Source organism: Lysinibacillus sp. HST-98 (assembly GCF_016757845.1).
GTDB lineage: Bacteria > Bacillota > Bacilli > Bacillales_A > Planococcaceae > Lysinibacillus > Lysinibacillus capsici.
Genome location: NZ_JAENHX010000001.1, coordinates 825,622 through 841,968 on the forward strand (window position 1 = coordinate 825,622; position 16,347 = coordinate 841,968).

Consider the following 16,347-nt stretch of genomic DNA (forward strand, 5'->3'; position numbering starts at 1 on the left):
TATCTTTATCTAAGCAGCAGTATTTTAAACTTCCAATCCTCAACATTCTTTCATAACAAGACACTAACATTCGGTGACCATAAAAAAACCAGCCTCAAATGAGTACTGGTACTTATAAAAGCAATCTTTAGCTTATGGTATACTAGCTACTATGAAAAATTAGAAGGTGAAATTTATGCTAGAAGTCAGTGAAAGTAAATTAGCACAATATAGTCTGCATTTTTTGAGTGAGACGCTTATTTTAGGAGAAGAAGTTTTTACACAACCTGAGGTCATGTTAGAAGCAGCCTTTACACAGCTCGCTTTTAGTAAAATTGATTTGGAACAGCAATATGCATTTTTCCATGAAAGCTCTATTGCACTCAATGAAGTTTTTACGTATTCGAGCGCCATTTTCGAACAGGAAAGTAACTTCCAAGAACATTCACAAAATATTGCCAAGCACTTACATAGTGTGTCACAGCATCCTAATATTAAAAGCGGAGAACTGTTTATTGGCCTTTTTGAAAATTGTTTACTATTAGATGAGGCAAAAAAGATTCTCGCTATTGTCAAAATCGATGAAAAAGAAATGTTTTTAGATGTGAAAAATGAACACAATCAAATGATCGTGAACGGCGTGGATGGCATTAACGTTAAGAAAATTAATAATATGGCTATTATTGTTGATATGGGACAGGATCAATCTCCTGCTGTTTATATTAAAACAAAACGTAAAGAAGATATTGTTTATTGGCAAGAACGATTTTTAAAAATTAAGGCAGCGGATGAGCATTATTATAAAACCAATTTAGCATTAACAGAATGCAAAAAATTCATTTTAAAGGAAGAAAATTATACTAGCACAGAAAAACTTGGGCTCTTGAATAAAACACTGGATTACTTTAGAAATGAAGAGGAGTTTCAGGTAAATCATTATATTGAAACTGTTTTTGAGCAAGCGGACACTACTCAAAAAGATATCATCATTAATTCGGTCAAACCCTATGAGACTGTCATTTCTGATAGTGCGCTAGAAAAGGCTGAAAAGAAATACAAACGTAAAATCAAACTGGATTCCAATATTGAAATCCAAGTAAATATTCAACATATCGACCAAATAGATGAATTAATTGAAGTTGGCTATGATGAGGCAACAAATCGCAAATTCTATAAAATCTATTTTCAGGATGAGCAGTAGAAGAGCTTGGATTAAACGGAAGTGTCTGCAAATTATCTTATAAGATTAATCATTAGAATGACAGCGTCTCTCCTAAAATCTTCAATTAGGAGTAAAGAGCTTAAAATAGTATAAGCTGCAATAACGCCTTAGTTCGTGCCCATGAAATTTCTCTAGAAGCACTGTAATCCTTGTAAATCTTTGCTTCGATAATTAACCCTTTACATGGTGTGAACTGTAAATAATAGCTATTTTCCAAAGACTTCAGATACTAAAACAGTGGTCCTTATCATGAATCCTCCACTCTTTAATTTTTTGAAATTTTTTTCAAAAAGCTAAAACTTTTTCAGTTGGTAAAACGTCTAATAATTGGTAACAGAAGTTAACCTAAAGGAGAATTGATAAATATGAAAAAACCTGCTAAAAAAACATGGCTATTAGCTTCAGCATTAACACTCGGGATGGCTGTATTAACACCGCTTCAAGCCGGTGCAACAGCTGTTGATACAACAAATAATGTAACGATTCAAATAGAACAAAAAATAACAGGTACCATTAAATATTTTGATGGTGGCAGCATTACCCTTAAAGGAACAGATGGAAAAAACTACTACATCGGTTTACACAATTTCTCAGATAAACAAATTGAGCAGTTAAAGCTAGCAGAGGGGCAAGAAATTTTAGTTGAGGGTAGTATTGTGAAAGATTACTCAGATTTCTTTACCTTTGCCGTCTATAAAAAAAGCTTACCTAAAGAAGTAACAAAAGAAGAATTAGTCCAACTAGAGAAACTCTTTTCTGACATGAAAAAGGCTGAAAAAGAAGAGAATTATGAGGAAATGGAACGAATCTATGAGGCGATGGATAACATCACAAGACCTTACGAATTAGCAATTTGGCAACCTGAGCCTTTTGAAGAATTTATTAATGAAGCTGCATTCGCTGAAAAAAATATTGTTATCAAAGCTCAAGATAAAGAACAGCTAAAAACACTTTATAGTAACTGGATTAAGTATGTAAAAGAAAATAAAGCGGATGAGGCATCAGAAAACATTGATAAAATTTTCACTATTCTTGAACCTTATTACCAAGAATTATATCCACCTTTAACTTTTGAAGAGTATATGGCGGATATGAACGTCGATTTAACAAAAGAGGAACTTGCAAAACTTAAAACGCTCTATGAAGAGGCACAAAAAGCTGAAAAAGATAAAGACGAAGAATTGGCCATGAAGAAATGGGATGAATTCTATGAAATACTTCGCCCACACTTTAAACCAGTTCCCTTCGAGGAATATATGGCAGATATCGAATTCAGCATTAGTAATGCGGATTACGCAAAATTAAAACAACACTATGAAGAAGCAGTTGCCCTTGAACAAAAGGGTGAAGATGAAAAAGCTGGTGAGCAATGGGAAGCCTTTTATAAAGTTTTAGACCCTTACTACGAAGCGAACAGAGAAATTCTTATCTCACCATCTAAATTAACATTTAACGGTCAAGATTTTACGCCAGAGCCAGAAACAAATTAAATAAAATTTCAAGGGCCCTCCTATTGGTTTTAGGAGTGGCCCTTTTTGGAGTGACAATTTTGTCATGTTATCCCGGAAATAGTCATGTTAATCGATGGTTTACCCTTATTTTTCTTGTTACAGTAAACCATGTTGTCACAAGCACATTACGTTCTAAGGAGAAAAACAACATGACATTATTCATGAAGAAATCGGTGATGATGACAGTAATGTTACTGTTCTTTTCGTTCACACCCGGATTTGGACACGCAGCATCAAATGATGCAATTAGTAAAATTGATCAGTTTATTAAGGAGCAGCAAACCATTAGTAAAATCCCAGGAATTTCAGTAATTATTGTTGATAAAGGGAAAACCGTCTATCAACGGGGCTTTGGCTTTGCAGATACGAAAACAAAAACGCCTGTTACCTCTGATACTCTTTTTGAGCTAGGCTCCACGTCTAAAGCATTTACAGGTCTTGCTATTTTTCAATTAGAAAAGCAAGGTTTGTTAAAACGATCCGATGATGTCAGAAAGTATATCCCTTGGTTATCATTAACCTATAAAGGCGAGGATCAGGCTGTGACAATACAGCAGCTATTGTCTCATACTAGCGGAATTCCCTCAAATTCCATTACTCGAATGCCAGAAAGCACAGCGGATAATGCCCTTGAATTAACAGTTAAAACACTACTGTATCAATCTCCAAATCGTCAACCAGGTAGTTCTTTTGAATATGCAACCATCAACTATGATGTCTTAGGACTCGTCATTGAACAAGTGGCAAAACAGCCATTCGATCAGTATATTCAACAGAAAATTTTACAACCTGTTGGTATGCATCAATCTTTTGTAGGGATTCACCAAGTACAGTCCACACATATGGCTTCTGGCTATAAAATAGGTCTAATGAGAGAGCAGCCATTCATACCACCTATCTATCGTGGCAATATCCCTGCTGGTTATATCATCAGTAACGCTAATGATATAGCCAGATGGTTAAAATTACAGTTAGGAAACAGTGATATCTATTCAATCAGTAACAATTTAATTCAAGAATCCCATACTCCAGATCTAACAGTGGAGCCTTTTGATACGAATACTTACTATGCAAACGGTTGGGCCGTTGTGAAAAAGGACACAAAGTCATATATCTACCATGCTGGTGAGAATCCAACCTTTTCCTCGTATTTCATTATGCAACCTGACGAACAATTCGGGGTTGCTATTTTAGCCAATATGAATACAAGCTCTACCACAGCGATTGGACAAGGTGTTATGGATATATGGGAGGGCAAAACGATTGACATGCAACATATCAGCAGCTATCAAAAGCTAGATAAAATTGTGACAATCATCTGTGCTATCATCATCGCAATCAGCATTATTTTCTGTTATCTATTCGTTAAGAATATTCGCAGCCTTTATAAAAAACAATGTAGTATGGCAAAGCTAAATTACAAAAAAATATTGTTCTTATTTACCCATACTATACTTGTGGCGACAATGCTGACAGCAATATTTATCACACCTAACACAGTACTTGGCGGCTTAAATTGGACATTTATTAAAGTGTGGGCACCAACTTCAATTACATTCCTGTTGTATAGCTCCATTTCGGCCAGTTTTCTATATTTATTATTAGGCTTTATGATTATTGGTACTAAAAGGAAGAATTAAAAATTTAATAGCTTGATGAGCTAATGGTAAAGATACTAACCTGTATAATTCATTGAAACAACTTCAATGATTTGATTTTCTTCAGCCTTTGGAAAGAAGTTGTAGGAACAGACCATATCATTTTAGAGAAATATTAATACTTGGGAGCGGAACAAGCTCTTTCCGCTCTAATGTTTTTTCGTCAACAATTCTTATAGTTGGCGTAATGATTAGCGTTCGAATATCAGAATCAGGTATAAAAACCTCAACATAACCATTTACTCGCCCAGAACCGCTTTTAATAGTTGTTGCTCCTACCTTTTCATATACATTTCCAAGATTATCTTCTATGTCTACCATTAAAAATTCTGTCTCCCAGTCAAGATTTCCCTCAAAATAAAGAGTGGTTATATATTTTCCCTCTGTTATTTGATTATATAATAGCTGGTATTGATCATTACCAAATGGTATATTTACTTTTCTTGAATACGCTCGGGTTGGTGTAAGTTCTAATTGAAAGTCCCAAGCTCCTTCTACAAGAGTTGTATTTTTCATACCTATAAAATCTTTAGGACGCCAATGTACATTTATCGTTTCATCTATTACTTTGTCTGAAACTCTCGCCGTAAACATACCAATCCAAGTAACATCATTCTTTTTAATGATTTGATGACTAAGTACGTCTAACTTGTTTCCGTTGACTTCTAAATCACCCTTCCAAAATAGAGGGGGATCATCTATCGATTCTTCATGTTTCATTTCATAACTAACCGATACAACAGTTCCATCGAAAAAAGCCTCAGCTAATTCAATGGAGGTTCCGTTACTTTCGTCTTTTTGATTGATGATTGATGCATGATCACTAAATACTTGTAATTGGGGACTATCATTGCTATTTAATAGTTGCTGTACAATTGGTACTCGATTAGCCACTACAGGTAGCCAAATGCTACTACTAGTAAAAATGAATGTGAGCATGGCGACTATACTAACCCATTTCCATTTTTTAAAAACATACTTCTTGGTTGAAGATGACCGTAAAACACTTTTTTCAATATTAAACTTTTCCCAATCAGATAATTCAACTGGTTCAATCTCTTCAACATCTATTCCGATAAAGTCTTTTTCGTTCATTTAGATACCTCCCAGCTCTTCTGTTAACTTTAACTTACCTCGATATAAACGATTTTCAACAGCTGATTTAGATAGAGCAAATATCTCTGCGATTTCTCCGTTGGAATATCCTAAGTAGTATTTCAATAGAAAAATTTCCTGATCGTTTTTACTTAAATTTAAAATACTGATAAACAGTTGCTCTTTTTGTACTCTTTGTTCAACAATTCTTTCTGGAAGATCCTTGCTATTTGTAATTGATGAAAGTAACTCGACTGTTTTAGGCTTATTTTGAAGACTTCTATATGTATCAATCGCTTTATATTTTGCGATAACACCAATCCATTTTTTAAAATCAATCTCATCGCCAGAAAATTGAATACTCTTTTGCCAAATGGTTAGAAATACATCGTTGATACATTCTTCAATAGCTGTTTGATTGGGCTGTAACACTTTCACTACTATGGCTTTCACATAACCTCCATATTTGTTAATCACTTCTCTTAAAGCTTGTTCTTCCTTTTTTTGTAGCTGATTAATTAATGAATACACGATGTTAGAAAACCTCCTTTCTTCTCTACAAGTAATAACGAGCGAATGAAAAAAAACTCTCACAATATTTAATAAAAAAATAAATGATTCCTTTCCACAACAGATTGAAGAAAAATAGAAACGGATTAACATAGACTTACTGTTTCAAACCTGTTCCACCATCATTCATCAAAAAATTGACAATAATGATGGAGTGGATTGACAACTAATCTTTAGTTTCATTCATATCAAATGTTTAGTGATACGCATCCTTTACCTAAGATCCCTTTTAAAATTACGTAAATACGATTCATTAGACGAATACCCTTTTCTCTTTCAACGGCATTCATACAATAAACTGAAAGAAAGGAGAGATCTTGATGGGATACTTTGGAAATATGGGTAATTTCAATTGTTGTTATGGAGGCTATGGTAATGACTATAGCGGGGGTTATAACATGAGTTGTGGTATGGACTATGGCGGTAAAAATAATAGTTCAACATTCGTTTTAATCGTTGTGCTATTCATTCTTCTCATTATAGTTGGAGCAGCTTTCGTCCAAAAAGAATATTAATATTTATTGATAAAACATGAAAAAGGGATGATCTTCATTATTGGGAGCCAATAATAATGTCGATACATCATAGCAAAAAGGGTCACTCCCCGTCTAGTGGCCCTTTTTAAATCTGTATACCCTTTGCCTTATTCAATTTTATATTTTCCATTTCCCACATTTTCGGTAATACACATCGCTAAAGAAATATAATAAGCCCCATTTTTACACCCATTCATCCCCAATATCTACTTTTACATCATAAAGTTTTTTAAAAATGAAACCATCTAAAGCCATGAATCGTAAACTTATTTAAGAAAGCCAGCACTTTTTTGTAAAAGGGGTCGAGTAATGTGAAGAAATGGTTGCAAGAAAGGAAAAACACAAGGAGAAGAGAGAAGAGACGTAATGATCAATATTCTTTAATTGACTTATTTCTTGACGTACTTGTTTGGATACCAGAATTGCTTTTCCTCCCATTTAGAATCATTTATTGGTTGTTAAGAGGGGTTGGAAGGTTTATTGGAGAAGGTTTTAATTAAAAGCTATTCTAAAGGAAATCATTTGAGTTTTTGAACCAATACGATTGAGGCAAGGGAAAATTTTGTGGAGCATTCAAAAGGGATAACGTCATTTAGTTGATGCGCTGACCCTATCCCTTTCCAAGTGGCATCCCCCTTTAAATTGGATTAATTGGATATAAACGGTGCTTTTTGTACATATTTTTGATTTTCTATTTGGTTAATGGTGAATGTAGCTATATCCCTATTTGTTATCTTTGTCCCTGGCATATCTCTAAGATTTTCCTTTATGAACCCTACTTCTTTTCCCTCTACTATAAATGGAAGTCTAATTAGGGTCCATTTGATTACTTGATTATGGCTAAGTAGATGCCATTCTTTTTTCTTATCCATCATCATTTTTGAATAAATAATTTTAAATATCTTTGCACCTATTCTATTTATCATACTCTTTGTATCTCCAGCAATGGTTAGAGATCCACCCGTTACCCCAATATAACGATCCACATGTAAATCAGACATGACTCCCAATATATTTTCCGTTACTTTACTATAAATTGGTTTTTCTTTCATTGGTTGACCAAAAGTATTGATAACGATTTGACAATCTTTTAATAGCTTTTGAAGATCTTCGATATTTTGTACATTTCCTTCTATTACCTCAATCCTACTGTCTCTGAAAACTAACTTTTCTGGGTTTCTAACAAGCATACGTACGTGATATCCTTTCCCTAATGCTTTAGAAGCCATGTAACGCCCCGCTTTACCTGTTCCCCCAATAATTGCAATCTTTTTATAAACGTCCATGATGCCCCCTGATTATCATAATAATATGTATACGGGCAAATCATGGTTTGGATTCATTAATTCTATTATTCACGTCTCTGAATCAAATGAGATAAAGGAATAGTAATTTTGTTCATTCAGAGCTTTTGTCTAAACAAAAGAAAAAGAACCACTCTCTTAAAAGAAAATGGCACTTCCAACGCCTCATCGTACTTACTTGATAATACGCTTTTTAGGTGTACTCAACTTAACTCTTGTGTAAAAATATAGATCAGTGGTGCATATTATTTACTAAATCTTTATTATATGCAATCCACTTCTCCATTTCTCTCTCGACAGCTCGGTTTTGCCATTCAAACCAAATACCTGTACATTCACTGCAGTGACTATCGACACCCTTTTTTTCATGTGTATCTTTACATGTAAACACAGTCTTTTTACGACAACTATAACAGTAAATGATTATGTCTTTATAAAACTCCATCCCGATCAACTCCTCAAATTTACACCTATTTCTTTCCTTTTTTCATCTAAATTATTCTTTAAAAAGAAATACGTAAGGATATGAGCGCCATCATGTTTGTCCTTTCCTTTCCTAATAATAAAACGATTCAAACCCTTACCATTAAAGGATTTGAATCGCTTTTTCAGTTAGTCCATCTTTTCAATTTGAATCTTAAAGAGAATATAAAATCCTAGTATTACAAAAGGACCTATAAAAAAAGCAATTCAAGGTCATGGTATGATATCCTATAGACTTTGATATCGTACACAATCCCTTGAATTGCCTTAAATTATTTAGACTCTACATTTTCATCAGGAGAGTAATTATATTGAGAAGGATCAACTGGCGTATAACCTGTTGGCGTATAGAATCTCAATAAGTCACCATTTACGACTCTATCAGATAACGCCAATTTATGATCTACTTCATTTTTAATCTTCTTTGCTTCCTCCAATTGACTGTCGTCTAATGGTAAGCCTGTTTTATTATCATAATATTTTTCATTAATTGAATAAATCGTAGGGCTGACAAAATCGCCATTTCTAAATGGTACAATTTCATCATGCTCTTCTGATAATAAGTCTGAACCAAATTGAACAAATTGTTGTGAATCAATTCCTAGTAAATGCAATAACGTTGGCAGTAGGTCTGTTTGGCCACCATAGCTATGGTTGGTACCACCTTGTATGCCTGGAACATGTATAAATAATGGTACACGTTGTAAATTAGCACTTTCATATGGTGTAATCTCTTTTCCAATGACTTGTTCCATCGCTTTATTATGATTATCGGAAATACCGTAATGGTCACCATAAAGCACAATCATTGAATGATCATATAAACCTGATTCTTTTAATTGCTGGAATACCTGTTGAATTGCTTCGTCTGCATAACGCGCTGTTTGGAAATAATTATCAACGCTTGCATCTCCCGTATTGGCTTTATCAATTGTCACTAAATCTTGATTCATTTTATATGGATAGTGATTCCCTACCGTAATTAATTTTGTATAAAAAGGTTGTGGTAAGGAGCTTAAAAGATTTTGAGATTGTTCAAAGAATGGTTTATCTAACAAACCATATTCAGCCATGTCCTCGGAAGTACCTGTGTTATAGTAACTAGCATCAAAGAATTTGTCGAATCCAAATGATTTATAAATCACATTTCTATTCCAAAAGCTTCCGTTATTACCATGGAATACAGCTGATGTATAACCATAATCTTTTAAAATACTTGGAGCTGCCTGATACGTATTTTGTGCTTTTGTAATATAAGCTGATCCTTGAGGTAACCCAAATAAAGAGTTTTCAAGCATAAATTCTGCATCAGACGTTTTCCCTTGACCTGTTTGATGGAAGAAATTATCAAAATACAATGTATTCTTATCTTTTGCTAATGAATTTAAAAATGGTGTTACTTCTTCACCGTTTAATTTATAGTCGATTAAAAAGTTTTGGAATGATTCTAAATGTAAATAAATAACATTCATTCCCTTAGCTGCACCAAAATATTGTGCTTTCGGTTTGGCATAGTTTGATTTTGTATAGTTAATTACTTCTGTAATATCACTACTATCAGCCAAAGCTCTCTGAGAAGATGCTTTCATCGTTTCAACTGAGTCATAAATCGTATAGTTATACATCCCTAGATATTTCACAATATAGTTTCTATCAAAACCACGTGTTAAAAGTTGAGGACGATTAGATTCAGCTAGTCCTAAATTAAGGACTGATACCGCTAATGCAAAGGCAATGATTGCCATTCCCTTTTTATAGCCAAAACGCTTCGAATCTTTTGGGATTTTTTTAGAGAATAGTAGATAAAACATAACAAAAACATCCACAAAGAATAAGATATCATAAGGTTTTAGCAAAGAAAGAACACTGCCGCCTAAATCCCCGAAGTTCTGCGTTTGGGAAAGTGTAGGTAATGTAATGAAATCACTAAAGAATCGGTAATAAACAATGTTGGCATATAAGACAATAGACATCAATGTGTAAACTACAACGAGTGATGTGTATTTTCTTTTTCCTTTAAATATAAATGAAAATCCTAGAAATAGCATTGCTGAGCCTAGTGGATTTATTAGTAAAAGGAATTGTTGAATGATTCCTTCAACACCTAAGTCAAATTGTGATAGTTGAGAGATGTATGTTTTAATCCATAACATTAATACTGCTACTATATAAATTCCTAAAAAGTTTTGTAATAGGTTATCTTTTTTATTTACTAGATTTTTCATTTTTGCACCTACCTTTTACTGATTAAATTAAAATCTAGATATATATACTGATAAGTACTGTATTGCACTTTATAAAATGTTACGTTACAATAGCTTTTTTCGCGACCAATGTATAGTACTCCCCATTTAAACTTCTGTCAAGTTGTTAGCAATTCTTCATATAAATATTTCTAATTAACCTAAATATTGTTCAAAAAATACCCAGTAAGCATAAGTTTTTAACTAACTTTTACTGGGTACTTTAAGCCATAATTAACCTTTATGAAATCTGCCTCGCAATTTTTCTCATTTGGGCATCAAAAAATCTCCCATTCAAATGAATTGGAAGATTTTCTGGAACACTATTTAGACTAAAAAACAAGATTCTATGACATCGTTTTCTAGCATTTATACATTTCTATAGAATCTTTCTTTCTATTTAGACGCTTTAATATTTATTTGAGCACTTACTGAATCTTTCAATGATGAAGAAAGACCTCGTCTGATTAAATTTGCAGAAACAGGCGCTTTCCCCATCTCCCTTGCCCAAATTGATAATTGTCCTATATGGTGAATTTCATGTGCAATGGTATGACGAATGATTTCCCCCCATGTATGTGACTCCATACTACCATCGTCTAATGAAATATGAAGTATACGCCCTTCCATACTGTCATCCCATTGGTTTACAAAGCTTTCTACTTCTAAATAAAATGCAGCTTCCAATTTACGAACCTTTTCCAAGCTACTATATTCATCAAAGCACTCCTGAAAATCAGTTTTCCCTTGTAATAGACGAATCCAACTCCATTCAACATCAATGATATGGAAAAGTGTGTGTAGTATACTGCCCATTCCACCAGTTCGGTTTTGCAAAAGTTCTTCATCAGTCAACTCTTCACACCAATGAAACCAGTCTTCCCTAACTAGCCAATTATATTTAAAAAATGTTTGCAAAAAAGCACCTCCGTAGTTGTTGAATATTATAACTCACAATTTCTTCATATAAAGTGAGGATTCCTTCTCTGCTCTTTTCACATATCCAAATAAGCACTAAAAGTAACATAAGTATAGCAACATTTCTAAGGTCAAAGTCTAGTAATCACCACTTCTGGTTACTCTTATGAATTTTTCTATAAACGTAATCTGCGTTATCTAAGTTTTTCCAGCTACTAATAAAATTTAGTATTAGCATAAAAATTCCAAATAAAATAAATGCCACCATATATTTACCTATGAAAAATAAAACAAACGTTGCAACCAAAAGGAATATCATTAAAATTATTACGAGGATTTGTAATTTCCCCTTCTTCTTCTCATCCATCTGTTCAACCTCCAATTAGAGCTCCGATACTTTTCTAAAATGTCTTTGGTTTATTTTAACATAAAAATTCATTATTTCTAAAAAATCAATTATTTTATGCAAAAATCAAACATCAGAAAGTTCCTACCAAATTTACCTTACATAGTCTTGGGGTGATCTGAAATATTTAAATATGAAATAGAAATAAACAAGGGATATTTTATAGGGTAAGTTAAATAATATCTTGAGGAGGTGTTGACATGAAACGAGACAAAAAAAATACAGAATTTGCAACTGACGAGCAAACAAAACAATCATTTGCTAGTGGAGCAGACACAAAAAAACCTAATGGACGGAAAGAATATACGGAAGCCCCACTCCCACAACGTGAAGAAGACCTTATTATGGATGAGAAAAAAGGTAAGTCAACTTCATTATAATGTAAGACAAATTAGCGTTTTATCTATATTGACCACTCTATTAGAGGTGGTCTTTTTTAATTTTCTCCGCATCATGTAACCCTATATAAAGATTGAGACCACCCATCATGGAGTGGTCTTTCTACTCTTATTAAATGCAGATTATTTTAATTAAATCATCTCATTTTAAAGAAAAAAGTAAATTTATGTTTTTTAACCTAATTTTAACCTTTTATTGATAATCTATAGTTGTTTCAACAATTAAATTACTAGGAGGAATAATTATGACAGTAGCAGTAAAAAATTTTAGTAGTATTATGAATCAAATGAGAGATGCTTATACGGGCGAGCAAACAAAAGAATTTTCTTTAGCAGCGTTCATTGGACTTCAAGCCCCTTCATTAACAGATGCACCTGATGAATTACAAAAACTAACACAAGAATATCAGGAGAACGTTAATCATTTTTATGTGCAAGAAGAATTAGACTTAAAAGAGAATGTTAAGCAGTTAGAGAATGATAAAAATCAAACAGCTTTCTTTGAAAATATGCGGAAGAAAAAAGAGGAAGCTTTAAAAAAATCGGAAGACATGATCAATAAATACTACGATTCATTGATAGATTTTGGTGAAGAGCATCCTTCAGCCCAAACACTAATCCTTACTATTGCTGATAAAGTCGGTGCCTTTATACAAGATATTATGGATAAAGTTTTAAATGTTTTTGTTACTGTTGTGGAAACTGTAAAAAATGCGATAAGTGCTGCTATTAATTTCATTTCCACTACTTTTAATTCAATTGTTAATACTACGAAAAATTTCTTTTCTAGTTTATTTTAAAAACATTCTTAGCAGGACTGTCTCTGGACAGTCTACGCTATGTATCATAAAGTATCACCTCAGCAATGCCTATTTTCTAAGAAAAAAAGTAGTTATTTATTAGATTGCTTCTCTAAAGATAAAACAGGTGTGAAAGTGCTCCTCAGTACTACACACCTGTTTATTCATTTAAATTCTTAATTATGCAATTCTTTATATTTTAATCTAGCACCTCTTTTTATCTCGATGCTCTGTATGATAGAGGGGCAATAAATGTTAACCAATAATAAACTCCTGATTTTTCAAACCCACTTGTCATGATCCCTGAATCAAATTTACAAAGCCACGATTTCTCAATCTTGTCTTTATCTACAGCATGTCTAACGTAATCACGTATTGCTGCTTTAGTTGTCTCCTAATTCTAACGATTTTTGGTGTTTTATTATATTTTCCCAACCATTAAAAACCCCCTCTAAAGCGCGAATCTATAAGATTTCTCAAACTTATCTCGTAACTCAAAATGTCGACATTTATCATTTACTATATTTATCGTCAATCGATTATAGTTAAAATTCATATAGTTATGTTATGGTATATATAAATAAAAGTGGTTTTTATTACAATACATAGGAGGAGCAAAATGTCTACTATTTCACTTAGAAAAGATAAAGTAAAAATCGTACTCACAAAGAAAAAATTAACCGGGGTTCGTGCTAAAGTTGGTCTTGTATTGGATATCTCAGGCTCAATGAGACACTTGTACAAAATTGGCGAGGTTCAAGAAGCAGTAGAGCGAATCGCAGCAGTAGCTTCCCAATTTGATGACGATGGCGCTTTAGATATCTGGGTCTATGATAATGAATTCTCTCGTCTACCTGAAGTAACTGAGTACAACTTACTAGGCTATGTTGAAAAAAACATCCTTAATAATGATGAGGTCCATAAATTCGGTCGAAACGATGAGCCTCAAGTTATGGCTGATGTAATCAAAAAGTATACCGTTGAAGAACCTAGTGATGTACCTGTCTTCCTAATTTTCATCAATGATGGCGGTTGTAAAGCTGGCATTAAAAAATTCATTGTGGAATCCTCAACGAAACCAATATTCTGGCAATTTGTGGGCATCGGCGATTCTAATTTTGATGTATTACGTAAGTTAGATACTATGGAAGGACGCTACATCGACAACGCAAACTTCTTCCACTTCGAGGACATCGAAACAGTATCCGATGAACAGCTATACGAAAACCTATTAGATGAGTTCCCTTCTTGGCTACAAGAAGCAAAGGAAAAAGGAATATTGGCTCAATGACTAACCTTGAAACAAAAAAGCCCAGGCTCACATGGCACATTTTGAACAGGAACTCAAAGACTATATTCACTACTACAATCACAAACGAATGAAAGAAAAATTAAAAGACCTAAGCCGGGTGGAGTACAGAACTCAGGTCTTAGCAGTTGCTTAACTAAATATGTCTAACTTTTTTGGGTCAGATCAATCTAGTCACTCGTTGGAGTGGCTTTTTTTATGAAAATAATTACTATTTATAATCACTTGACTATATAGTTGCTATACAGCTTAAAATTCTTATGAAATCTATTTTAGGAGATATTTAGAATGCTAGATAATATTAAGTTAAGGCCCTTAGAAAGAGAAGATTTAAAATACGTTCATAAATTAAACAATGATTCCATGATAATGTCATATTGGTTTGAAGAACCGTATGAATCTTTTGTAGAGCTGCAAGATTTATTTGATAAACATATTCATAAGCAAAGTGAAAGACGCTTTATTGTGGAAGATGAAAAGATAATTATCGGACTAGTTGAACTAGTAGAAATTGACCTAATTCATCGTAACGCAGAATTCCAGATTATTATTGATCCTAACTGTCAAGGAAAAGGTTATGCCTACATTGTTACTACACTCGCTATGAAATATGCTTTTAATAATTTAAATCTGCACAAATTATATTTATTAGTCGATAAACAAAACGAAAAAGCTATTCATATTTATAAAAAAGCAGGATTTAATATAGAAGGAGAACTTCGGGAGGAGTTTTTTACCGGTGGTTCTTATAGAGATGCTCTTCGTATGTGCATTTTTCAATCTGAATTCCATAATAAAGTAACGCATGCTTAAATTTGTTACTTTTAAAAAATGCCCAGGCTCAAAATAAAAATTGAGTACTTGGGCTTTCATGGATTAATTTATAAACAAATTTTTTTCACATTAAATCTCCAAATTAGGCATTGTTATCCTTACAGCTAATTCTACTATTGGTTTTGAGAATGTACTTGGAATCATGGGACTTGGTAAATCTCCATCATGATTGGCAAGTCCAAAAGATGCTTCTCCTATATGAATCCAATCTATATCATCCGTACCCTCTATAAAACCTATAAAATGATAATCTGCACTATAAGTATCATATCCATCCTTATTGGGGATTGCTCTCCAAACTTCGGCTTCTTTTGTAGGATCTACTCCAAATTGTTTAAAGAAATTTAAAATTTCTGGACTAGTGAGCTGAATTTGTTTCGCGAAAAGTTGACAATCTTCACAACCACAATGAGCTTTTTCAGAAACCTTCGGAAGTGTTTTGTATAATTCTAAAGTTTTCTCTTTATCTACTTTTACAGCATAATCATTTATCTTAATTTCTTCCATAATAACACCTCTAATTTAGATTATTATTGTGGAATTAACCAAATCACATTACCTGCTTCTTTATTTGAATGATCAGGAAAAGCATTGAAACTTAATAATTTTCCATCCTCTATAAAGAAACGAATTTCTAATTTTTTATCTCCTTTTCCGTTACGTTTTTATTGAGTTAAAACCATATTTTACCACATTATCTTGATCTGATCTATGTACATCTTCTACAATATACTTTACAAGTTTGTCCATATCACCCCAATCTTTGAACCGATTATCCAACAAACACATTAATACGTATAACTAACAGGTATTCAAATTCTGTTGGACGGGGCAAGAAACATTTTAAAGACAAACCAACAAAAAATTACTCGTGCCGATTACCAAATATTTTTAAATGCGTATGGGAAAGTAAATCAAGAGAGACTGTTAGAAAGCTTAATACACATATAAGAGCCTGTGTAAAGGACGCAATTGAGGAAGGATATATTAACAATAGACTTCACTCGCAAAGTGGAATTAAACGCTTCTAATAATGCTAAGAGTGAAGATCAACATTTGAACTACAATGATAGTGTCAAAT

General features: G+C 33.1%; 15 protein-coding genes and 1 pseudogene. 9 read left to right on the forward strand and 7 right to left on the reverse strand.

What is annotated here, in order from left to right; genetic code table 11:
- The first annotated feature begins 175 nt into the window (after window positions 1-175).
- The 3 genes from JIN86_RS04140 (at window position 176) to JIN86_RS04150 (ending at window position 4,352) form a co-directional block, all read left to right on the forward strand.
- Window positions 176-1,180: a nucleoid-associated protein gene (locus JIN86_RS04140; RefSeq protein WP_004226553.1), complete on the forward strand. Its 1,005-nt coding sequence runs from the start codon at window positions 176-178 to the stop codon at window positions 1,178-1,180.
- A 386-nt stretch (window positions 1,181-1,566) separates the two neighbouring features.
- Window positions 1,567-2,691, forward strand: coding sequence for a hypothetical protein (locus JIN86_RS04145; protein ID WP_202341306.1), 1,125 nt, complete (start codon window positions 1,567-1,569; stop codon window positions 2,689-2,691).
- A 170-nt stretch (window positions 2,692-2,861) separates the two neighbouring features.
- Window positions 2,862-4,352, forward strand: a complete 1,491-nt coding sequence (locus tag JIN86_RS04150) for a serine hydrolase domain-containing protein (protein ID WP_202341307.1) — start codon at window positions 2,862-2,864, stop codon at window positions 4,350-4,352.
- A gap of 117 nt (window positions 4,353-4,469) precedes the next feature.
- Here JIN86_RS04150 and JIN86_RS04155 read toward each other — a convergent pair whose 3' ends face one another.
- The gene (locus tag JIN86_RS04155) at window positions 4,470-5,465 is read right to left on the reverse strand and encodes a DUF4179 domain-containing protein (protein ID WP_004226547.1); all 996 of its coding nucleotides are present in this window, start codon (window positions 5,463-5,465) and stop codon (window positions 4,470-4,472) included.
- Entirely contained in the window at window positions 5,466-5,996 is a 531-nt protein-coding gene (locus tag JIN86_RS04160; RefSeq protein ID WP_009373927.1) for a sigma-70 family RNA polymerase sigma factor, read from the reverse strand.
- A gap of 359 nt (window positions 5,997-6,355) precedes the next feature.
- On the opposite strand from JIN86_RS04160, the gene JIN86_RS23930 reads away from it, so the two are divergent.
- The gene (locus tag JIN86_RS23930) at window positions 6,356-6,550 is read left to right on the forward strand and encodes a YjcZ family sporulation protein (protein WP_004226543.1); all 195 of its coding nucleotides are present in this window, start codon (window positions 6,356-6,358) and stop codon (window positions 6,548-6,550) included.
- Window positions 6,551-7,218: 668 nt separating this feature from the next.
- On the opposite strand, the gene JIN86_RS04170 is transcribed toward JIN86_RS23930, so the two are convergent.
- The 4 genes from JIN86_RS04170 to JIN86_RS04185 all read right to left on the reverse strand — a co-directional run bounded on the left by JIN86_RS04170 (window position 7,219) and on the right by JIN86_RS04185 (window position 11,886).
- Complete coding sequence (locus tag JIN86_RS04170) at window positions 7,219-7,857, reverse strand: NAD(P)H-binding protein (RefSeq protein ID WP_202341308.1); 639 nt, start codon at window positions 7,855-7,857, stop codon at window positions 7,219-7,221.
- Window positions 7,858-8,630: 773 nt separating this feature from the next.
- Window positions 8,631-10,583 (reverse strand): lipoteichoic acid synthase, encoded by a 1,953-nt coding sequence (gene ltaS / locus JIN86_RS04175; RefSeq protein ID WP_004226535.1) that lies wholly within the window; start codon window positions 10,581-10,583, stop codon window positions 8,631-8,633.
- Between the two features lie 414 nt (window positions 10,584-10,997).
- The gene (locus tag JIN86_RS04180) at window positions 10,998-11,519 is read right to left on the reverse strand and encodes a DinB family protein (protein WP_004226534.1); all 522 of its coding nucleotides are present in this window, start codon (window positions 11,517-11,519) and stop codon (window positions 10,998-11,000) included.
- Window positions 11,520-11,664: 145 nt separating this feature from the next.
- Window positions 11,665-11,886, reverse strand: a complete 222-nt coding sequence (locus tag JIN86_RS04185) for a hypothetical protein (protein WP_004226531.1) — start codon at window positions 11,884-11,886, stop codon at window positions 11,665-11,667.
- A 239-nt stretch (window positions 11,887-12,125) separates the two neighbouring features.
- Between JIN86_RS04185 and JIN86_RS04190 the strand changes: the two genes are divergently transcribed.
- The 5 genes and pseudogenes from JIN86_RS04190 to speG all read left to right on the forward strand — a co-directional run bounded on the left by JIN86_RS04190 (window position 12,126) and on the right by speG (window position 15,245).
- On the forward strand, window positions 12,126-12,305 hold the full coding sequence (locus JIN86_RS04190; RefSeq protein ID WP_202341309.1) for a hypothetical protein: 180 nt from the start codon (window positions 12,126-12,128) through the stop codon (window positions 12,303-12,305).
- Window positions 12,306-12,568: 263 nt separating this feature from the next.
- Complete coding sequence (locus JIN86_RS04195; protein WP_004226519.1) at window positions 12,569-13,123, forward strand: hypothetical protein; 555 nt, start codon at window positions 12,569-12,571, stop codon at window positions 13,121-13,123.
- A 619-nt stretch (window positions 13,124-13,742) separates the two neighbouring features.
- Window positions 13,743-14,414, forward strand: coding sequence for a vWA domain-containing protein (locus tag JIN86_RS04200; protein WP_004226517.1), 672 nt, complete (start codon window positions 13,743-13,745; stop codon window positions 14,412-14,414).
- 31 nt (window positions 14,415-14,445) lie between these two features.
- Window positions 14,446-14,568, forward strand: a pseudogene (locus tag JIN86_RS04205) (IS3 family transposase); the annotation flags it as partial.
- A 152-nt stretch (window positions 14,569-14,720) separates the two neighbouring features.
- Window positions 14,721-15,245 carry a spermidine N1-acetyltransferase gene (gene speG, locus JIN86_RS04210; RefSeq protein WP_004226515.1) on the forward strand — a complete coding sequence of 175 codons (525 nt, stop codon included), beginning with the start codon at window positions 14,721-14,723 and terminating at the stop codon, window positions 15,243-15,245.
- 90 nt (window positions 15,246-15,335) lie between these two features.
- Here the strand turns inward: speG and JIN86_RS04215 are convergent, their stop codons facing one another.
- Window positions 15,336-15,773, reverse strand: a complete 438-nt coding sequence (locus JIN86_RS04215) for a hypothetical protein (protein ID WP_202341310.1) — start codon at window positions 15,771-15,773, stop codon at window positions 15,336-15,338.
- Between the last annotated feature and the right edge of the window lie 574 nt (window positions 15,774-16,347).